General features: G+C 50.1%; 16 protein-coding genes. 15 read left to right on the forward strand and 1 reads right to left on the reverse strand.

Annotated elements, in window-relative coordinates; translation table 11 throughout:
- The first annotated feature begins 245 nt into the window (after nt 1-245).
- From JKP77_RS04865 to JKP77_RS04885, 5 genes are all read left to right on the forward strand, one after another.
- On the forward strand, nt 246-806 hold the full coding sequence (locus tag JKP77_RS04865) for a hypothetical protein (protein ID WP_218310075.1): 561 nt from the start codon (nt 246-248) through the stop codon (nt 804-806).
- Nucleotides 799-3684 (forward strand): prolyl oligopeptidase family serine peptidase, encoded by a 2886-nt coding sequence (locus JKP77_RS04870; RefSeq protein ID WP_218310076.1) that lies wholly within the window; start codon nt 799-801, stop codon nt 3682-3684. Before JKP77_RS04865 ends, JKP77_RS04870 begins: the two co-directional genes overlap by 8 nt.
- Before the next feature lie 338 nt (nt 3685-4022).
- Nucleotides 4023-5273 (forward strand): hypothetical protein, encoded by a 1251-nt coding sequence (locus JKP77_RS04875; protein WP_218310077.1) that lies wholly within the window; start codon nt 4023-4025, stop codon nt 5271-5273.
- 114 nt (nt 5274-5387) lie between these two features.
- On the forward strand, nt 5388-5558 hold the full coding sequence (locus tag JKP77_RS04880) for a hypothetical protein (RefSeq protein WP_218310078.1): 171 nt from the start codon (nt 5388-5390) through the stop codon (nt 5556-5558).
- An 87-nt stretch (nt 5559-5645) separates the two neighbouring features.
- The gene (locus JKP77_RS04885; RefSeq protein WP_218310079.1) at nt 5646-5840 is read left to right on the forward strand and encodes a hypothetical protein; all 195 of its coding nucleotides are present in this window, start codon (nt 5646-5648) and stop codon (nt 5838-5840) included.
- 156 nt (nt 5841-5996) lie between these two features.
- On the opposite strand, the gene JKP77_RS04890 is transcribed toward JKP77_RS04885, so the two are convergent.
- Complete coding sequence (locus JKP77_RS04890) at nt 5997-7283, reverse strand: nitrate regulatory protein (protein WP_218310080.1); 1287 nt, start codon at nt 7281-7283, stop codon at nt 5997-5999.
- 442 nt (nt 7284-7725) lie between these two features.
- Here JKP77_RS04890 and JKP77_RS04895 point away from each other — a divergent pair, with 442 nt between their 5' ends.
- From JKP77_RS04895 to JKP77_RS04940, 10 genes are all read left to right on the forward strand, one after another.
- Nucleotides 7726-8586, forward strand: coding sequence for a formate/nitrite transporter family protein (locus JKP77_RS04895; RefSeq protein ID WP_218310081.1), 861 nt, complete (start codon nt 7726-7728; stop codon nt 8584-8586).
- A 6-nt stretch (nt 8587-8592) separates the two neighbouring features.
- Complete coding sequence (locus JKP77_RS04900; RefSeq protein ID WP_218310082.1) at nt 8593-10308, forward strand: bifunctional protein-serine/threonine kinase/phosphatase; 1716 nt, start codon at nt 8593-8595, stop codon at nt 10306-10308.
- Nucleotides 10309-10583: 275 nt separating this feature from the next.
- Nucleotides 10584-13127 (forward strand): nitrite reductase large subunit NirB, encoded by a 2544-nt coding sequence (gene nirB, locus JKP77_RS04905; protein ID WP_218310083.1) that lies wholly within the window; start codon nt 10584-10586, stop codon nt 13125-13127.
- Between the two features lie 10 nt (nt 13128-13137).
- Nucleotides 13138-13491, forward strand: coding sequence for a nitrite reductase small subunit NirD (gene nirD / locus JKP77_RS04910; protein ID WP_218310084.1), 354 nt, complete (start codon nt 13138-13140; stop codon nt 13489-13491).
- A 12-nt stretch (nt 13492-13503) separates the two neighbouring features.
- Complete coding sequence (locus JKP77_RS04915; RefSeq protein ID WP_218310085.1) at nt 13504-16212, forward strand: nitrate reductase; 2709 nt, start codon at nt 13504-13506, stop codon at nt 16210-16212.
- 11 nt (nt 16213-16223) lie between these two features.
- Nucleotides 16224-17129: a uroporphyrinogen-III C-methyltransferase gene (gene cobA / locus JKP77_RS04920; RefSeq protein ID WP_246601075.1), complete on the forward strand. Its 906-nt coding sequence runs from the start codon at nt 16224-16226 to the stop codon at nt 17127-17129.
- Between the two features lie 377 nt (nt 17130-17506).
- Nucleotides 17507-18835 (forward strand): CmpA/NrtA family ABC transporter substrate-binding protein, encoded by a 1329-nt coding sequence (locus JKP77_RS04925; RefSeq protein ID WP_246601084.1) that lies wholly within the window; start codon nt 17507-17509, stop codon nt 18833-18835.
- A 56-nt stretch (nt 18836-18891) separates the two neighbouring features.
- Nucleotides 18892-19854, forward strand: coding sequence for an ABC transporter permease (locus tag JKP77_RS04930; RefSeq protein WP_420840046.1), 963 nt, complete (start codon nt 18892-18894; stop codon nt 19852-19854).
- 26 nt (nt 19855-19880) lie between these two features.
- Entirely contained in the window at nt 19881-20729 is an 849-nt protein-coding gene (locus JKP77_RS04935) for an ABC transporter ATP-binding protein (RefSeq protein WP_218310088.1), read from the forward strand.
- Between the two features lie 76 nt (nt 20730-20805).
- Nucleotides 20806-22020 carry an alginate export family protein gene (locus JKP77_RS04940; protein ID WP_218310089.1) on the forward strand — a complete coding sequence of 405 codons (1215 nt, stop codon included), beginning with the start codon at nt 20806-20808 and terminating at the stop codon, nt 22018-22020.
- Nucleotide 22021: the final 1 nt, after the last annotated feature.

Below are 22021 nucleotides of genomic sequence, written 5' to 3' on the forward strand. Positions count from 1 at the left end.
GGCCTGACACCCCAGTATCCGTTATCAACTTTGTCCGGCTAATCAATACAGACCACTTAACTGCACGTGTTAAAACGTAATTTACGGGCGGGAATAGGCGACCTGCACAAATTTTCCACTTTTTAATAATCTCTGATAATCTCAGACAAAGACTGTGCTTTAAGCACGGCTGACACGGCAGATGCAGCTTTAGCTGATTAAGGCCTGTCACGCGAAGTAAAGAAAAAATAATAACAGGGAAGACTATGACATTGCGTACATATGGATTGTGGCTTATCACCGCCTTATTGACAGGTTGTGCATCAACCGTGTCATCTATCAAAGAAGACAAAGACATTAACCTTGATGTGGATGCCGGATATTTGCTGCTGGGGGTGGACACGAATCAGGGCCTGCAAAGTATCGACATCGATGGGCCAAAAGACATTCGCCTTACCAGCGCGGATCTACGCTCCGGAACCCAGTATATTCTTATCAACTTGGCAGCCGGTGACTACCGGATTGAAGAGATCAAGCTCAATCAATACTGGTACATCGAGCTGGAAGAGGGTCATTGGGATTTTACGATCCGACCCGGTGGCATCAGTTATGTCGGCCATGTGGAAGTACAAACCCGCTCGAATTTCTGGCTGGCACAATTAACCGATGATCTGAAGCTGGCCAACCGCTCCACCGAGGCGCTGTTGTTCATGGAAGAGAAGTTTCCCTCCATTCTGCAAAACCGTGAGCTACGTTATGACGGTCCCGGAACCGATCCGTTCCTGCAGCGCATGCAGGCGCAACAGGAGGTAGCCGGTAATGAATAAGTACTTTGGCTTACTCACCGTTGTTTTATTCGGGCTGATGAGTCCGGTGCTGTCCGCTGCGCCGGTGCCTGCTGAGAAGCTGTTTCAGTCGCCCAATATTAATATTCCGGATTTGTCTCCTGACGGGCGTTATGTCTCATATCTGGCGCGATTTAATGAAGGCACATATCTGGCGTTGCAGAGTACTTCATCCAAAGCTCTGGAAGGCGTGCTGGTGCTGGATGATGACGAGCGGGTACGTGGTTATGCCTGGCTGGACAGCCATACCATTCTGGTGAATGTAGAAATAGACAGAAGCAGCAAATTGCTTGTGGTGTTCAGCGATCCTGCTGCAGAAAATGGGACGTGGGATAACCGCTTACTGAATGTAGAGGGCTATTTATTAACGACCTTGCCTGATGAGCCTGGCTATGTGTTGATGGCATTGAAAAATCGCAGCAGCGATACTCCTCTCATTTACCGCATTCCTGTGGAGGCACTGCGCCAGGGAAGTGCGGTGGGGCAATATGAAGTTACAGGCGTGCCAAGGCAATACGATTGGTTTGCTTACAGTGATGACCTGGCGCGCCTGGTGGCGCTTGAAATCGATGCTGACAATGAACAGTTGTACTTCTTCATTGGGGCGCTGGACGATTTCGGGAATGCAAACCGCTATCAGCTAAAGCTTGAGGAGTGGGATTTTATCCCGGTTGGGCAGCTATCAGAGCAAACGATGGCCGTACTGACGAACAAGGATACAGACACGATGTCGTTGTTCGAATTTGACTTGCCTACGCAGACATTCGGCAAGCTACTGTATTCTCATAGCACGTTTGATTTGGTCGACGCCGACGTGTCAGCAAAAACCGGTAAGGTTATATCCGTCAGTTATTATCAGCACGGCAAGCTTACCAGTGAGTTTCTGGACGAACAGGAAAAGGATAATTCAATCCGGCTTAAGCAGGAATTTGGTGAAAACCAGACACGGGTTGTGGCGGAAAATAAGGTTACCGGTCAGCAGGTATTAAACGTCTTCTCATCTGCCAATCCGGGCACCTATTACCTATACGACAGCACGCGCGACGTAATTGAGAAGTTGCTGCCGTTGTATGAAGATTTGCAGGGATATAGCTTTGAGAAAACCCGGTTAATTCAAACGCAGAGCCAGGATGGCTCACCCATTGATGCCTATCTTACGATACCCTCATCGTCATCACACAACACCTTGCTGGTCATGCCGCACGGCGGTCCGGTAGGCGTGATGGACACCGTCGAGTTTGATCCGACCGTGCATTATTTTGTCAGTCGCGGCTTCTCGGTGTTAAAAGTAAATTACCGGGGCTCTGCCGGTTACGGCACCGAATTCCGGGAGGCGGGTGTCGGGCAGTGGGGGAAAATGATTGAAGAAGATATTACTGCTGCCCTTAACGCCGCGATGGCGCAACACAACTACGAACATATTTGTGCGATTGGAGGAAGTTACGGTGCCTATTCCTCCATGATGCTGGCTCTCAAACATCCCGAGGATGTTGAATGTGTGATTGGCGCATTCGGGGTGTACGACCTTCCGCTTATGTTTAACTCCAGCAATCTTGCCGTGTTAGACGAAGTCCGGGAAGGCTGGACGAATACCATTGGCGAGCTGGACGATGCATTATTCGACGTATCGCCCGTGTATCTGGCCAAAGATATCAATGTGCCGGTACTGCTGTTCGGCGGTGTAAAAGATGACATCACTACGGTGGAACATACCCGCAGAATGGAGTACGTATTACAGCGTCACAACAAGGATGTCCAGGCAGTCTATTACAAGCACGCCGGTCATGGTCACTCAAACTGGTACGGTGACTGGCACCAGCACACCATGAGTTACCAGTTTTTACTGGAAACGCTGGGATTACCTGCACTCAATATCGATAGCATCGGGGAAAAAGACAAGCCAATGATCCGCAAAGAGTACACGCGCGTCGCCGCAACCTTTGATAATGATCGCTGGCTAAACGGCAACAAGCAAACGGCACTGGATTTCTATCGACTGGCTGCTGATATGGGCAGTGCCGATGGCTATTTTGGTGTTGGCTGGTATTACGAGCACTCGGACATTGTGGACAAGGACACGGAAAAAGCGCTCACAATGTACCGTAAAGCGTCAGAGCAGGGTGACAGTTCAGGCAGCTTTGTGCTTGGCAACCATTATTATAGCGGCAAGTACGTTACCGAAGACAAAGCCATGGCGATGACAATGTATGAGCTGGCAAGAGACCAGAAGCATAATGCGATGGTTAATGTCATGCTGGCAAGAGGTTACTGTCTTGGACATGGTGTAACGCGCGACGAGGCAAAATGTGTCGAGCTCATGGACCTGGAGCAACAAGCGAAAGACAGCGAAGGGCTACCGGTTAATGATTCAAGTTACGCCAGACGCCGGTCTGTGCTGGCTGAGGTGTTGATGTCAGACGATTTAACCGAGTCTGGGCGCAGGGCGTTGCACCAGAAGATGATGAACTGGTATCAGCTGGACAAGCTGGATGTGAAGGCCGACATTGATGCGTTTGGGCGATCAACCTTTGGGGAAGATGGGCTTAGCTACGATGGCAGTGCTACTGTCAGGTTGCTGGAGGAAGGCACATTCGGTGCTGCGCTGGATATTCAGACTGACAACGCCTTCAGAAGCTCGCGGGATATGACCATGATCGTCATTCGCTGGCGGATGCATTATGCCGATGAAACATTTGAGGACAAGTTTACAAACCTGCTGTGGGGCAATGAAAAATCAAACTGGTTTGCCAGACTAAGCGATGAGGATGTCGATGAAAACGCGACATCGGTAGAACTGCAGGTGTTTGATGTCAACCGAAACCCGCTCGCCGCTCAGCGGTTTATAATACAGCGTGACTGACAGATAAACGCACAGGTAAACGCAGGTGTTAGTGTCGGCGAGCCTGTCTCCCCGGCGTTCTAGCATCTGCGTACCTCGCCTGCCTTGCCGGCGTCTTAGCATTGCGTACCACGCACACCCAGCGCTTTTTTGATCGGAGACAACGGTGTGAGATACGGGGTAACCTGATAAAAAGCGGCGCCGGTTGCAAGAATGGCAAGATCGCTGGCACTGCGTTTTCACCACCAATATTAAATTATAAGCCAGCGCCTGTATCAAACTGGCAATTCATGCAAAGGCGCAGTATTCTTCAGCCGCTTTTTTACATGGACCTTTTACACCTCAGGGAGACTCGCAACATGTTGTATCGTTGCCAAACCGTCGCGCTTTTCGTTTTACTCGTATTCTGTCACACCGCGCTTGCAAAAGATCTTATATCCGCGGAACAGCTACCGGAATGGTTTGCCGAGTCGTTACAGGATGAGAAAAACGTCACACTGCGTTCATACCTGAAAATACAGGATCTGGGTATCAGTAAAAAGATCATGGGCGAGCTGGAGATTGCGCCTGTCGGTGACAGCGCCTGGTACTTTGTTAACGATATCGGTACTGCATCGCCACTGGACTGTTATGTACTGACCGAGTTTGACGGCCCGGCAACCTCGCTCTACAACATGGTGGACTATGGACTGCAGGATGCGGCTGAGTTTAATGGCAAATCACTGACTGGAATGCGCACCTTCTCTGTCGAGCATGAGGTACTTACGGATATTCCGGTATATTCTTTGGATACTCTTTACAATCTCGGTGAGGGCGAAGAGATGGTAACGGGCGTGTTAAAATCGAAGTCCGCCCAGGTTGGCGATAATCTGCTGATTTGTATGCACAACGAAATTGGCTTCAGAGATACTTTTTCTACCGTATTTACCTCTTTGATCGACGCGTTGAAAACGGGCATCACGCGTGAACCATTTTTTGAAATCATCATGGCGCTGGAGATGAATCAGGAGCAAATAGGGTTCAGCAGAGAAGCGTTTTACATTGATGCTGACGGAGACATTGAAAAGCAGGGCATAGTCTCAGCCCTTGCCCCCAAGGGCCCGGTAGCGCTGTTGCGCTCAGATACAGTATCACAGTCCTGGAGTTACGCTGACGGCTCTTTGATTAATGCGAGTCAGTATTCTGTTGGAAATGGGGCTGTGGCTTACATGTTATTTCTGGAGATGACAGAAGAGGGATGGCACTTGTCTGGCGATTACCAGGGCAAAGAGGTTGATAGAAACCTTAAGCATGATGACACGATATTGTCAGATTACGGCTCGCACCTGGCCTCTTTGGCGATGACTGAAAAGGGGATGGGAAACCGTACCTACAAAATGTGGGCAGTCGACAGAAATGCCAATGGCCTGGTTGATGCTATTGCCCGCGACTATGAGGGCTCGGACAACTTTGACTATGTGCTGGACACCAATGGACAGCGTGCTTTTTTTCAAGTCGACGATGCAGGGATAATCAAAAGTTCCAAAATCGATATCCCCAATATAACAATATCTTCTAAGCGGGTTTTACTGCACGGTAGCCCAGTTCCTCAGAAGAAGAAAGACGATTAACATTTCGCAAAAAAACATGTCATCAGACCTTCAATACAGGTGCTTTTTCTCTCACGGCGAGTAAAGTGATTGTAGCTGGCCAGCAACAACACACTTTTTTGTTAAGGAAAACGAATGACATCGTTAAATGAAATGGAAGTTGAAGAAGTATCAGGTGGTATGAACGACTGGACAGCGGGAGGCATGGCCGTTATTGGATTAGGCTTGAGTGGAGGTCCAGCTACGGGCATATTCGGGCTGACTATTGGTGGAGCAATGATGGTTATCGGGTACTTCGCTGAATAATCAGTTTTTATGTAGGCTCGCGAGGTATAGCGCCCTGAAAGTGAGCCTTTTACCAGGGAAAATGCGCAAAGCCGGAAGGTAAGTCTGATGTCAAAACTTGTCATGGTTAAAGTGGTGTATGCATTGCTTGTTGCAATGTTACTCGTTGGCTATCTACTGAAAGGAAATGGAGAGTCGTTTTTCGATATCCTGCTTTTTTTAACGGTTGGTTTTTCAGTTGTTTTGCAGTATCTGATCCTGGAAAAGCTTGAGACGCTGAAACAACCACAAAACAATCAGTAAAAGTAGCCTGGTTATCCAGTATGAATCTATTACTGTAAAAACCAGCTGCGAGCTACCAAGCAACCGGTTCCGCAGTAGAGCAGATTGTTTGGTATAAGCATGGTGTCGACAAAGAGCGAAGAAAAACCGGTGTAATTCAGTGTGCACTTATCTTCCCTAGCCGGCTGTCGTGACAATACGTTTTGCAAGGTCAGCCAGACGAATATTTTGCGCCATCGCACTCGTCTGCATTTTCCGGTAAGCCTGCTGTTCAGAGAGTTTTCCTTGCTGCATCAGTAACAGTTTGGCTCTGTCGATGCTTTTTTGCTCGTGCAGCGCCTGCTTTGCTTCTGCCAGTTCGGCTTTCATATCGTGAATATACTGAGATTGATCCCGTATAAGTTCATAAAAAGACTTATGTGCAGAGAGCACGCTGGGTTCTTCCAGCGCATCGTCGGCTTCAGCATCCAGCCCACTCAGCCCTTTTACTGACTTATCAAACAGCATAGTGAAGGGAGATCCTGTTGCCATAACGGCATCGTTAAGAGAAGCGACTAAGAGTTCGTGGTTTCTCAGCTCTTCTTCTGCCTGTACTATTTTGCTCTCCGCCAGATGGGTGAGGCGCCCGGTAAGGTGCTCTTCGGTAAGCTGCATAGTATCAATTCGTTGTGTTGCCACTTCATACCATACTTCACTCAGCTCTGACGACACTGTCTCTGTGCCTGATATCTGACAAATCATCCGTCGCAAGCGTTCAATGTTCTGAGTGACTTCACTTTGTTGTAAGCCTTCCCACTGGGAGGTTTCTTCATCATCGGCGTAACTGACAAAGGTATCGAAGCACTGGGATTGTGAGGCTGTAAGTGCCTGGACTTTGTCGCATATCGAAGCACTGATATTGGCTTGTGCAAAACCAATCGCGCCCCATGCCCGCTCTTGTCCCGCGTACTCCTTTCCTTGCATAAAATTAAACAGGGCAACAAGCAGTCTTGTGGTTTGAGGATCGCTAGCAACGTCTGCCGCTTCGAAAACAACCTCCAGTAACCCTGCGATTAGCCGGCTGTATGCACTGGTTGATTCCAGAGGAGTCAGCGCTAAATTATCCACTTTTTCGCGCAATACCGGCAGGTGGTCAATGCCCTGCAGCGCAAAGGTGATCCGGCTTAGGAGTCGCATTGGCTGATTGTGGTCGTGGTTCCCCAGGTATAGGGATTTCAGCACACTGCGTAATGTTTGTTCGCATTCTTTGCTCTGCAGAAGCTGGTGCTGACGCTGTTCTACAAACAACTCGCCTTTGGAACCCAGAAATACGTTACTGATTCCGCGCTCACGCTGAAGCTGATGTATCAAGTCCTTTACCGCTTTTACAGTGCGGCAATTTGATGACAACTGCTGAAGTGCTGCAATTTCCTGACGTTTTGCCGCCAGTAAAAAGCGTTTGGTGATGTCACTGTGCTTTGCCATGGGTCATGCAGGAAAAAATCGTTTAGTGGAAACATAGCAATATGTGTTCCCGCAATTGTGTTGAATTTTGCAATGCAGCAAAATCAATACCTTCGAGTAATGAGAGCTAAGCTGCGTCATGACAATAGCCTGATAAAAAAGCACCAAAATGGTGAGGCTGCATCGTGATAGCGCACAACTGTTGCATCAATATCAACAAATCGCTCAATGGTTTTCTATTTAACTATTTGATTCAACTTTTATTTTTAGTTTCTTTCAAATATGGCACTGAACTTGTTTGGTTATTTCCAGCAAGCGTAGTTTCGCTATCACAACCTGAATTCAGACAAAGGCGTCTGCAACTCTCTTAATAGGAGAGGTGCGGGCGCTTTTTTTTGTCTTCAGAAAAGTGATATCTGGTTTGCGCAAACTGACTGACACACAACTTAATCAGGTGAAAAAAATGGCGTATTTACTTCCTTCTGAATTCGTAACAAAAATGGTCGACGCAGGTGAGTCCAAGATTTACATGTCGACCCGTGACACGCTCGTACGGGCATTTATGGCTGGAGCGATTCTGGCCCTGGCTGCTGTGTTTGCGGTGACCATCGCCGTGCAAACTGGCAGCTTTTTACTGGGGGCCGTGCTGTTCCCGGTAGGCTTTTGTATGTTGTATCTGATGGGATTTGATCTGCTCACGGGCGTATTCGTACTTTGCCCGCTGGCCTGGCTGGCTAAACGTCCCGGTGTTACCTGGCCACAGATTTTACGTAACTGGGGGCTGGTTTTTCTGGGTAACTTTGCCGGCGCACTGACGGTCGCATTTATGATGTCTTTTATTTTTACTATGGGATATAACGTCGACGGCGGAGCTATTGCACAGAAAGTGGCCGGGATCGGTGAAGCGCGAACCCTTGGTTACGCAGAGTATGGCATTGCTGGCTGGTTTACCATATTTATCCGCGGCATGTTGTGTAACTGGATGGTGTCTTTAGGTGTTGTTGGCGCCATGATTTCCACGCATGTGAGTGGCAAGGTTCTGGCAATGTGGATGCCTATCATGCTGTTCTTCTTCATGGGTTTTGAACACTCGGTAGTGAACATGTTTTTGTTTCCATTCGGTCTGATTATGGGAGGAGATTTCTCGGTCCTTGACTATTTCATCTGGAACGAAATTCCCACTGCGCTGGGTAATTTGGTAGGGGGCCTGGCATTCACCGGACTGACGCTTTATTCAACCCATTTTAAAACGGCGCCGAAGCGTGATCTGACGGGCGGTTTTAATAAAGCGGTACCAGCCGCGAAGGTTAACGATAAAGTGTGATTGCCGGTGTTTAATGTTGTTTTTTCAGCGTTTTCTGACGCTGGAAATAAACCCGTAAATCAGGACTGCTACAAGGTAGCAGTGCCTGATTTTTCTGCATCTGAACGCCACGCTGCAATTGCCGTTGTCGCTGATGGCATTAGTTCCAGTCAGGTCAGCCAATACGCCAGCGACCTGGCTGTGAATCAGTTTGTTCATGATTTTCCTTTTACCAGCGAACTGTGGTCAGTTGAGCGGGCCGCGCGTCACGTCGCTGAAGCAATTAACACCCGTTTATACGTGAAAACACAAACCAGCGCCTATCAGGACAATCCAGAGCATGGTTACGTGTGCACTTTCAGTGCGGTGATAATGACCGCTAGCCAAGCGGTTTTGCTGCATTGCGGAGACAGTGCGATTTATCATGTCAGAAATCATATCGCCACCTGTCTTACAACGCATCACCGCGCAGAGTCTGATTGGGGCGAAGCGTTATTGAGCAATGCGCTTGGACTAAAACCAGCCTTATCGGCACAGTGTGTTGCTGTCGATATGCGACCCGGTGACAGCTTCGTGTTGTTGACCGACGGCATTGCAGAGTCGCTCACCAATGTGCAGATAGCGAATACGCTTACATCGCACGCAGGGGATGGGGAGATTACTGCGCAAAGACTTGCGTCGCTGGCCAAACAGAATGGCTGTGAAGATAATCTCACCGCTGTAGTAGTTAACGTCGGGAACACAAGCAGCGATAACGCTTTAGCCTATACTCATGAAGGCTTTCTTCCGCCTGCCGATGATGTGGCAGTGGATAAGCGTATCGATAACTGGATCCTGACACAGGAACTCTCTCGCAATGAGAGAAATCGTGTTTTTCTGGCGCGCTGTAAGGAGCATGAAACCCTGGCGGTTCTTAAGTTTCCCTCAACAGAGATGGCAGAAAATCCGTCATACCTCGATAGCCTGGCAAAAGAGGAGTGGCTTGCCCGGATGGTACGTTCTCCGTATGTCGTCACATGCCCTTTTTTAGGGTCGGTGCGTTCCTGGTTCTACGCAGTATCCGACTATATTCCCGGCCAATCGCTGCGCCAATGGCACGATGATAACGGTATGATGACGTTGCCGCAGCTTAGACTGTGGGGCGCGCAACTGGTTGAGGGATTAAATGCGCTGCACAGAAAAGGGATCCTGCATCAGGACATCCGGCCGGAAAACGTATTGCTTGATAATAACGGTATTCTGAAAATTATTGATCTGGGCAGCGCCAGCTATTTCGATTACCGTTTCTCCTCTTCGCCGGAGCTGCCTGTTGCTGCGGGTGATTTGCAGTACTGCGCGCCTGAATATATTGTAGGGTTGCATCCTGATACGCGGGCGGATCAATATGCGCTGGCCATCATGATTTATTTTTTACTGTCAGGCCATTTTCCCTATGGTACGCGCGTTGCCCAGGTCTCCAGTATCAGCGGGTTACGTAAAATCAGGTATCAATCTGCCTGTGCGCAGGACGCCGTTATTCCTGTGTGGGTGGATTTTGCGCTGAAGCGTGCCTGTCATCTTCTGCCCCACAAGCGATATGCAGCCCTGACTGAATTCGTACATGATCTCTCTTATCCTAATCCAGCGGCTACAGAAGCGCTACCATTACTGGAAAAACACCCGCTTCGCGTATGGCAGGGGGTCGCTGCTATAACGACTTTCGCTTTTTTTGCGATGCTGGTAGTGCATTTTGGCGGATGGTGAGACGTGATGATGTCAGTCATAGTGCATCCTTGCACTACCATGGTGCGAAAAGTGTGTCGTGGAGAGCGGGTGCTAACCTAAGTTATTGAAATATATAAGGTGTGATATTTGGCACTATACTTGATTGCACTATAAACACATAAGCATAAGCATCGCGTAATAGACACGCCGACCGCTCTGAACAATTTGATAGCAAATCGCTAAACCAGGCAACGACGCCCACGACCGAGAAATCGGTCGTGGGTTTTTTTTTGCCAAATTATAAGGTGAACGAAATGACCCTTTCCTCACAAGCTCAACGCATCGTTATCGTTGGTAACGGTATGGTAGGCCACCACTTTGTGGAGCAACTGGTTAATAGCGGCCAGTCTTGCGACATCACGGTGTTAAGTGGTGAGAGCCGCCTGGCATATGACCGTGTGTACTTATCGTCCTATTTTTCAGGTAAAACAGCCCAGGACCTGGCGCTGACTGACGCAAAAACCTACCAGGATTGGGGCGTAAATGCTGTTACAGATGCGTGGGTAACTGAAATCAACCCTGAGGGCAAACAGGTTATTACCAAAACCGGTGATGTCTATCACTACGATAAGCTTGTTCTCTCCACGGGATCCTATCCTTTTGTACCGCCCATTCCCGGAAATGACAAACCGCACTGCCTGGTATATCGCACCATCGATGATCTTGAAGCTATCAGCGCCAGCGCGGCACAAAGTCGTGTTGGCGTGGTGGTTGGCGGCGGGTTGCTCGGGCTTGAGGCAGCAAATGCACTTAAGCAGGCCGGACTGGAAACGCACGTTGTTGAATTTGCGCCCCAACTAATGGCAGTACAGCTGGATCTGCCCGGTGGGGACATGCTGCGTGGAAAAATTGAGTCATTGGGTGTGCAGGTTCACACGCAAAAAGCGACGACAGAAATTGTTGACGGTGAGCAATGCCGCTATCGCATGAATTTTGGTGATGATACCTATCTGGAAACGGATTTAATCCTGTTCTCTGCGGGGATCCGTCCCAGCGATCAACTGGGCCGTCTGACCGGACTCGCGTTGGGAGAGCGCGGTGGAATTGTGATTAATAATCAATGCCAGACTTCAGATCCGGACATTTACGCAATCGGTGAATGTGCCTTATGGCAAAACCGTATTTTTGGTCTGGTAGCGCCCGGTTATGCGATGGCAAGGGCCGCGGTTGCCCATCTCACAGGACAGCAGGGCGAATTCGCCGGTGCCGACATGAGTACCAAGCTGAAACTCATGGGCGTGGAAGTCGGGTCTATTGGTGATGCTCATGCCAGGACGCCAGGCGCATTGGTTTACACGTATCACAATCAGCCTGAGGGCGTGTATAAAAAACTGGTCATTGATGCAGCCAGAGAAAAGGTAATAGGTGCCGTGCTGGTGGGTGATACCAGCGATTATGATGTTTTGTTGCAATACGCACTAAACGGCATAGCTTTACCGCAAATGCCCGAATCGCTTATTTTACCTACAGGAGGCGAAGCACCATCATTGGGCGCCGACGCGTTAGGAGACTCTGCCACTATCTGTTCATGCCACAACGTTTCCAAAGGCGATATCGTCGGTGCGATTGACGCCGGGTGCTGCTCGCTGGGAAAGGTAAAGTCCTCTACGAAAGCCAGCACCGGCTGCGGAGGCTGTACAGCACTGCTTAAAAATGTGGTCGACAGCGAACTTGAAAAGCGTGGCGTGGAAGTCTCAAAAGCGATTTGTGAGCACTTTAACTACACGCGCCAGGAACTCTACCATCTGATTCAGGTAGAGGAGATCCATACATTTGATGAGCTGCTGGTTAAACATGGCACAGGTATGGGGTGCGATATCTGTAAACCGGCGGCAGCTTCCGTATTTGCCTCGGTCTGGAATGACTACATTCTTACGCGTGAGCACCAGCCGCTGCAGGATACCAATGATACCTACCTTGGAAATATGCAAAAAGACGGTACCTATTCGGTGGTACCAAGAGTAGCCGGAGGAGAAATTACGCCTGATAAGCTGATTCTTCTGGGCGATGTTGCTAAGCGATACCACCTCTACACAAAAATTACAGGTGGCCAGCGCATTGATTTATTCGGCGCAAGGGTGGAACAGCTACCGGCAATATGGGAAGAACTGGTAGCCGGTGGTTTTGAAACCGGCCATGCATACGCAAAGGCGCTCAGAACCGTGAAGTCCTGTGTGGGAAGCACGTGGTGCCGGTACGGCGTGCAGGATTCGGTGACCAAAGCGATTGACCTTGAGAACCGCTACAAGGGACTGCGAGCACCACACAAAATCAAGTTCGCCGTGTCTGGTTGTACCCGTGAGTGTGCGGAAGCGCAAAGTAAGGATATCGGCATCATTGCCACCGAGAAAGGTTGGAATTTATACGTGTGCGGGAACGGGGGAATGAAGCCCCGTCACGGTGACTTATTTGCCACTGATCTTAACGATACTACGCTGCAAAAATACATCGACCGCATTTTGATGTTCTATGCCAAAACGGCGGATCGATTACAACGTACTTCCGTGTGGATGGAGAACCTGGAGGGGGGCCTGAGTTACCTTCAGGACGTGATAATCAATGATTGCCTTGGCATTGGTGAAGAGCTGGAGGCACAGATGCAGCGCATTACCGACAGCTATCAGTGCGAATGGAAAACGACGATCGAATCGCCGGATGCGCTGAAACGATTCCGTCAGTTCGTCAACAGCGACGCTGCCGATTCCAACATACAGTTTGTCGCTGAACGGGACCAAATCAGACCTGCCACCCGTGCAGAAAAACGCACAGAGAAAGCCATTCCGGTTGAAATTGTATAGGAGAATTCACATGCAAGCACAAGCAAGTTTTACCCCAAAGTGGCACGACGTTTGTGATATTGACGATCTGGTAACAAATAGCGGCGTATGCGCTCTCGTTGAAGACCAGCAAGTCGCGCTTTTTCTCACAGGGGGCGAGGAGGGTAAACAGATCTTCGCCATCAGCAACTGGGATCCGGTTGGCCAGGCAAACGTGCTGTACCGAGGCATTTTAGGCACAATAAGCACTGACATCGTAGTCGCTTCGCCCCTGTACAAAGAACATTATGTGCTTGAAACAGGGAAATGTGTTGAACGGAATGACGTCAGCGTTGCAGTATTTCCCGTGCGAGTAGACAGCCAGCGCGTGCTGGTTCAGTTATAGCCGGTGAATGTTATGACGACATTACCGCCAGAGAGTTCCAGCCAGAAACCGCGTCTGATGCAAACCACGTGTCCGTATTGTGGTGTAGGTTGTGGCGTCGATGTTGTCACGCAAGGCGATGGGAATAGGCCCTTGTCTCAACTAGGCGGGACACCAGAGCATCCGGCAAACTTTGGTCGGCTGTGTATCAAAGGCACCCATCTTCTGGATACTCTGGGAGCGGAAAAACGACTATTAGCACCACGCATTCTCGGCAAAAAGGCAAGCTGGGATAGCGCCATTGGGACCATTGCACAAAAACTAACGCAGACACTTGTCGACTATGGCCCTGAAGCCATCGGACTTTACGGCTCCGGCCAGTTGCTGACCGAAGACTATTACGTTGCCAATAAATTTATGAAAGGGTTCATAGGCAGCGCAAATATCGATACGAACTCACGCCTGTGTATGTCTTCAGCGGTTGCGGCTTATAAAAGGGCCTTCGGAGAGGATATTGTGCCGTGTGACTACACCGATCTGGAGAGTACCGATCTTCTTATCATCACCGGTAGCAACGCGGCATGGACCCACCCGGTGCTTTTTCAGCGAATCGAGCGGGCAAAGCTCAAAAATCCAGCAATGCAAATTGTGCTGGTAGACCCAAGAAAAACCGATACTGCTACGCTGGCTGATATCCATATTAAGCTAAAACCCGGCACCGACGCGGCGCTCTTCTGCGGGCTGTTGCGCTTCATTGCTGAAACGAATGCCGCTGACTGCGCGTTTGTTAACGAACACACCCGAGGCTTTACTGAGGCACTGGCGGTTTCACAGGCGTGGACACCTGATGCTGTGGCGGCGATGTGTGATGTACCTCTTATATCGATCACCTCACTATATTCGTTATTTTGCCGTTCCCCCCGTGTGGTGACGTTTTTTTCCATGGGCATCAATCAGTCAACCAGCGGCGTGGACAAAGGCAACGCGATTATTAATTGCCATCTGGCGTCAGGCAAAATCGGTAGAGAAGGCTGCGGCCCGTTTTCTATCACCGGCCAGCCAAACGCGATGGGGGGCAGGGAAGTGGGTGGACTCTCCAACATGCTGGCAGCGCATATGGATATCGACAATCCTCAGCATCGCGACATCGTTGCATCATTCTGGGAAGCGCCTGCACTGGCAGAGAAACCCGGTCTGAAAGCGGTGGATATGTTCAAAGCCGCCGCAGAAGGAAAAATCAAAATACTGTGGATCATGGCAACGAATCCGGTGGCAAGCATGCCAAACCGGGCGCTGGTAGAAGCTGCGCTTAAACGCTGTGAACTGGTGATCGTGTCAGATACTGTGGCAGAAAACGATACGATGAAATTTGCGGATATCGCGTTGCCCGCCACCGGCTGGTCTGAAAAAAACGGCACGGTAACAAATTCAGAGCGCAGAATTTCGCGCCAGCGCGGGTTGCTTCCACCTACTGGTGAGGCTCGCCATGACTGGGAAATCATCAGTGCTGTTGCACGTGAAATGGGGTTTAAAAACGCATTTTCTTATACCCATCCGGCGCAGATATTTTTCGAACACTGCCAACTCACGGCAAGGGATAACCAACATACCAGAGCTTTGAATCTGGCGCCGCTGGCTGATCTTTCTGTAAGCCAATACGATAACCTGGGACCAGTTCAGTGGCCGCTGGCTGAGTACCACCGGTGTGGTCAGCAACGGGTGTTTTCAGACGGGCGCTTTTACACCACAGATGCTAAAGCACAATTTATCGCTGTTGTCCCCGAACTGCCGGCGCAACAAACGTCTGCCGACTATCCCTTCATTCTGAATACAGGACGGATCAGAGATCAGTGGCATACCATGACCCGAACCGGAAATGCGCCTCGCTTACTCAGACACATCGAGCGCCCGGCGCTTAGCATGCACCCTTCGGATGCAGAGAAACTGGGGATAAGCGCCAGCGAACTGGTATCGCTGCAAGCCAGCTGCAGTGAAGATAACGTGCTGTTGCCGGTAAAGGTGGATGACGCACAGCGCCGGGGAGAAGTCTTCGCCCCCATTCACTGGTCTGCAACCTGGGGGTCACATGCCAAAGTGGGACTATTGCTAGATGGCGCGCACGATCCGCTTTCCGGACAACCGGAACTTAAGCATGGCGCGGTGAAAATCGAAACGGCCGGAATGGCTACTTACGGTGTTGTTTTTGGCCAGGCTTCGCAGGTAAGCGCGCTTAGTGAACACTGGCACTACTGGCTGAAAATTCCGGGGGAAAAAGGTGCCATGATGGATGTAGCCGATGTGCGGTCACCGGATGAGATGACCGCCTCATTGCTTCGGAATATCGATTCGCATCTCCAGTGCACCACTTACCAAGGTAATGAGCAAGGCACGCTGCTCTTAACGAGCGACGGGAGTCCTGAGGCTGTCATTTTGCTCTCTGCTACGCCCGTTGACGCGCCGCTGGCATGGCTGGAAGAGATGTTTGCCGGCACCACCGCGCTCTCTGCAGAGCAGTTACACGGTCTGCTGCATCATCGGCCGGACGATGTATTTCTTTCTGGCCCTGTAGTTTGCAGTTGTTATTCCATTCGCGAGCTTCCTATAAAAAACGCGATCCGCGAAGGTTGTGACTCGGTGTCAAAGCTGGGCCGCTCACTGAAATGCGGGACCAATTGCGGTTCTTGCAAAACAGAACTGTCCCGTCTTATTGAAGCGGAAACACGCGCCGTGACCACGGCATAAAAGAGGATCCTATGATGCTTTTACGATTACAGTCCGTCACTTCTGCTATTGCGCAACATTTACTGCGTTTGCAGGCATCTCTACGTGAACAGCGAGGTGGAAACTTGTTGGCGACTGGTGCCAATACCAGAGCCGGTAAGCATCAGGGAGAGGTGTTTATCGTGGGTGCAGGCCCCGGAGATGCTGAGCTGCTTACCCGCAAAGCGTATCGGTTATTGCAGGAAGCCGATGTGGTGTTATTCGACTGGCTGGTGGATGAGTCTGTGCTTGCCTGTATACCGCGCCATGTTTCAAAGGAGTTTGTAGGTAAGCGATGTGGGAAACATAGTGTGCCTCAGGACCAGATATGTTCCCGCCTGGTGCGACTTGCACAAGAAGGGAAGCGTGTCGTCCGCTTAAAAGGTGGGGATCCTGCCGTCTTTGCGCGCACCTGTGAGGAAACGCAGGCGTTGGAAGCCGCCGCGATCCCCTTTGCTATTGTCCCTGGGATTACTGCCGCTTCCGGGGCCTCCGCATATACTGGCATCCCCCTCACGGACCGACGCAGTGCACAGGCGCTGACAGTGATGACGGCGCAATTTCAGGACCCTTCGAAAGAGGCTGACTGGGGAGCCATTGCCCGACAGGCATCCCATCACACCACCGTCGTTTATATGGGGTTGAAGCGCCTGGAGCAGTTAAGTCAACGATTGTTAGCGCATGGGATCAGTAACGATATGCCGGTGGCTGTTATTGAGAACGCGTGTTGCCGCAATCAGAAAGTGATTATCGCAACAGTAACAGACATAGTTGAACGTGTAGATGAAGCCGATGTACAAGGACCTGCACTGGTGATCATTGGCAAGGTAGTGTCGGCGCGTCAACACGTAAACCTCTCGCTGTTACAAGAAGCGCAGCCAGTAATAGCAAACGGGTAGTCGCGACGCAGAGGAAAGTCAGGCTGGCTGGTTTGACCCGCTTCGCGCAACCATAGTGCAGCAGCTGCACAGGTATGATACAGGATAGTCAGAAGGGATGGTGTAAGATAAGGGTAAGTGGCAGATTTTAAAGAATAAATTAAAACTGGCATTAAAAATGGTTTAGTTTAAGAAATTCTGTCGGTCTGTTTCGTATTGGCTGACACAAACAATCAGGTTCTGTTTGCAGCTATAGGTAAGAACCATCGGCAACGAAGCCCACCCGCCAGTGATATCGCATCGCGCTATCACTGGCGGGTGGGTTTTTTTTGGCTTAAAGGAAAGTGAAGATGAAAGCAATCATGAAAAAGGCAGCAGGTGCTATATCCCTGTGCACGATGTTGTTCTCAGCAATGACTGGCAGTCTCGTGGCTGACGAACTTGGCTGGCCGGAAAAAGAAGAGTTGAAGTTTGGATTTATCAAACTGACAGACATGGCGCCGCTGGCGATTGCCTACGAAAAAGGTTTTTTTGAAGATGAAGGGCTGTATGTCACGTTAGAAGCGCAAGCGAACTGGAAAGTACTGCTGGATCGTGTCATTGATGGTCAGCTTGATGGGGCACATATGCTCGCCGGACAGCCTCTGGGAGCAACCATTGGTTTTGGCACTCAGTCTCATATTATTACCGCATTCAGTATGGACCTGAATGGCAACGGGATCACCGTTTCCAATGACGTCTGGCAGCAAATGGAAGCGCATATACCACAACGAAACGGTAAGCCGGTTCACCCGATAAAAGCGGATTACCTGAAACCGGTTGTTGAGAGGTATCGCAGTGAGGGCAAACCTTTCAAAATGGGAATGGTATTTCCTGTTTCCACCCACAACTATGAGCTTCGCTACTGGCTGGCTGCAGGCGATATTCATCCCGGGTTCTATGCCCCACATAAAGGCGATACGTCAGGCCAGATAGATGCGCAGGCATTGTTATCAGTCACGCCTCCTCCGCAAATGCCTGCAACCATGGAGGCGGGAACCATCTATGGCTATTGCGTGGGTGAACCATGGAATCAACAGGCCGTGTTTAAAGGCATTGGCGTACCGGTGATCACCGACTACGAGATCTGGAAAAACAACCCTGAAAAAGTATTTGGCGTGAGTCAAGCCTGGGCAGAAGAAAACCCTAATACGCATATTCGTGTGGTGAAAGCGATGATCCGGGCCGCGAAGTGGCTGGACGAAAATAATAATGCCAATCGTCCAGAAGCGGTAAAAATACTGGCAAAAAGCAGCTATGTCGGAGCTGACGCGGAAGTGATTGCAAACAGCATGACCGGAACCTTTGAATATGAAAAAGGGGACAAGCGTGACGTACCCGACTTCAACGTATTCTTTCGCTATAACGCAACCTATCCCTACTACAGCGACGCGATTTGGTACCTGACGCAGATGCGTCGGTGGGGACAGATTGCAGAACCCAGATCGGATGACTGGTTTATGGAAACGGCAAAAAAAGTTTATCGCCCTGACATCTATGCAAAAGCAGCGAAAGCACTTATCGCTGAGGGCAAAGCCAAAGCCAGTGACTTCCCTGATTTCGCCACAGAGACCGGTTTTAAACCGCCTCAGTCGGAATTTATTGATGATGTGGTTTTTGATGGCACGCAGCCAAATGCCTATCTGGAGAAATTCGCAATAGGCCTGAAAGGTAACACGGTACTGTAAGCGATAACGCAAAAGAGGATAAGACAATGAGTAAGACGGTACAGGCACTTAGCCAGATGAGTCCGACTCGCAGCAGTGTACTTTGGGGAACGATCATGTCTAGCGTACCTAAGTTACTTATGCCGATAGTGGGGATCTTGCTGTTCCTTGCGGTGTGGAACGGTGTGGCAAAAAGTATTGATACGTCACTGGGACAGTTTCCGGGACCTGCTCAGGTATGGGAGCAGGTGGTTACGCTGGTCGATGAACATCAGGCTCAGCGAGAGAAGGCAAAGGCGTTCTACAGTCGTCAGGAGGAGCGTAACGCAGAGCGTCTCGCGCTGGATCCTGACTATGACGCTAAAGTTCGTGAGTATACCGGAGCACCGACTTTTTTCGATCAAATATGGACCAGCTTGTACACCGTGATGATTGGCTTTCTGATTGCCAGCGTGATCGCGGTACCGCTGGGGATCCTTTGTGGCCTGAGCCGGTCTGCTTATGCGGCTTTCAACCCATTAATTCAGTTATTTAAGCCCGTGTCTCCGTTGGCCTGGCTGCCATTGGTAACGATGGTAGTCAGTGCCCTTTATGTCAGCGACGATCCAATGTTTTCAAAATCGTTCATCACCTCAGCGTTCACGGTGTCGCTGTGTTGTTTGTGGCCGACACTGATTAATACCGCAGTGGGGGTGTCGAATATTGATTCTGATCTGGTGAACGTGAGCAAGGTGTTACGTCTTAAGCCGCTCAGCCATGTCAGAAAGATCGTGTTGCCCGCCTCAGTGCCGATGATTTTCACTGGTCTTCGAGTATCGCTGGGGATTGGCTGGATGGTGTTGATAGCGGCTGAAATGCTGGCGCAAAATCCAGGCCTTGGCAAGTTTGTCTGGGATGAGTTTCAGAATGGCAGTTCAGAATCGCTGGCCAGGATCATGGTGGCCGTGCTGACGATTGGTTTAATCGGCTTTTTACTTGATCGACTGATGTTATCCGTCCAGCGCTGGGTGAGCTGGGATAAAGCTGCGGTATTGCGCTAACACGAATTCAGATTGAGGACATCATTATGCAAACGAAACATTTAGAACTTACTCAGGTCGGTATTGATTTTCCCACGCCGAAGGGGCCATTCAATGCACTTACAGATGTGAATCTGAAAATACACAAAGGTGAATTTATTTCACTTATTGGTCACTCCGGCTGTGGAAAGTCCACGGTGCTGAACATCGTTGCCGGATTACATCATGCTACTCAGGGGGGCGTTATCCTTGATGGCAGTGAGGTGAGAGAGCCGGGGCCAGAGCGTGCGGTGGTATTTCAGAATCATTCTCTGCTGCCATGGCTAACGGTTTATAAGAACGTTGAACTTGCGGTGAAACAAACGCAAAGACAAAAGTCGAAAAAGCAAATTCGCGACTGGGTACTTCACAACCTGGAACTGGTGCATATGACCCATGCGCTGGATAAGCTGCCATCGGAAATTTCCGGCGGCATGAAACAGCGGGTAGGTATAGCCCGGGCGCTCGCTATGGAACCAAAGGTTTTACTGATGGACGAGCCGTTCGGCGCGCTGGACGCGCTGACTCGCGCACATTTGCAGGATTCGCTGATGGATATTCACGCTGAGCTCGGCAATACGGTCATTATGATAACGCACGATGTAGATGAAGCTGTGTTGCTATCAGATCGTATTGTGATGATGACTAACGGACCGTCTGCCACTATCGGTGAAGTGTTGGATGTCGAACTGGAAAGACCCCGTGACAGACTCGCGCTGGCTGACGATCCGGCTTACAACCATTACCGCCATGAGGTACTCACCTTCCTTTATGAAAAGCAGAAGAAAATAGAAACCGTGACAAACCGTAAGCGTGCTTCCGGGGGCGCCTCTTCAAAAAAATCTAACGTCGCTTAACGTAAATTAAATCAAAAGGTTAGCTGGTGCCTCGCGGCACTGGCGGGGTTAACTCACGCCTAATTTGGGAACCACTATGTCAACATCAACACGTTTTACTCTGAAATTTCCCGTCGTATCCATTTGTGTGCTCGCTGCGCTTTGCGGGCAATCCAACGCCTCTGAGCTTGTCGATGCCCTTGCCGAAGGTTCTGCCAGTGCCAGTATGAACTTACGTTATGAGTCGGTCTCTCAGGACAACGCAGTGGCAGATGCCGATGCGTTAACCCTGCGCACTTTTCTGGGGCTTAAAAGTGGCAGTTATAAAGGGTTTTCCGTCACGGCAGAAGTCGAGGACAGTCGAATTGTGCTGGGGCAGGGGGACTACAGTGTGGGGCCTACTGGCTACAACGTTGGTCAGTATTCCGTGATAGCCGATCCGGAAACCACCGAACTGGATCAGGCATTTGTGCAATACCAGTCTGATTCCTATACCGTCAGGGCGGGGCGTCAGGTTATTGCGCTGGACGCTCATCGTTTTGTTGGTCATGTTGGCTGGCGTCAGGATCGTCAGACCTTCGATGGGATTTCATTGAGCTACCAGATAAGCAAAGATATCAGCGCTTTTTACGCTTATGTTAACCAGCGAAATCGTATATTTGCGCAAGCGGCGGATCTGGATTCGAAAGATCATCTTATCAACATCAGCTACCAATCGCCGGTTGGAAAATTTACGGCTTATAGCTATTTACTTGAAATAGACAATGCCACACCTAATAGCCTGGACACCTTTGGTGTGCGTTATGCAGGTGGCGTTACTCTCAACGATGTGAAGTACAGTTACACCGCAGAATATGCCACCCAATCCAGTGAAACTGCAACACTCGATGTTGATGCCAGCTACTGGCTGCTGGAGGGCAGCGCTACGTTTTCTGGCGTGACCCTGTTGGCAGGCTACGAAGTCCTTGGCTCTGATGAAGGTGTTTACGGATTTTCAACACCCCTGGCAACGCTACACAAGTTTAACGGCTGGGCAGATCAGTTTCTCTCAACTCCAGCTCAGGGGCTGAAAGACGCCTATATCTCGCTTTCATCCACACTGGCCGGTGGCAAAGGCAGCCTTGTTTATCATCAGTTCGATGCCGATGAAAGCTCTGTCGAGGTGAGCGATCTGGGCAGCGAAGTGGACCTGGTCTATACCAAAGCGGTTCTCGACAATGTCACACTGGGCCTTAAATATGCACGTTACTCAGCTGGTGATATCAACGTGGATACAGACAAACTGTGGGCCTGGGTTAGCACCGCTTTTTAAG

The sequence above is a fragment of the Alteromonas antoniana genome (assembly GCF_019249295.1).
Lineage (GTDB): Bacteria > Pseudomonadota > Gammaproteobacteria > Enterobacterales > Alteromonadaceae > Alteromonas > Alteromonas antoniana.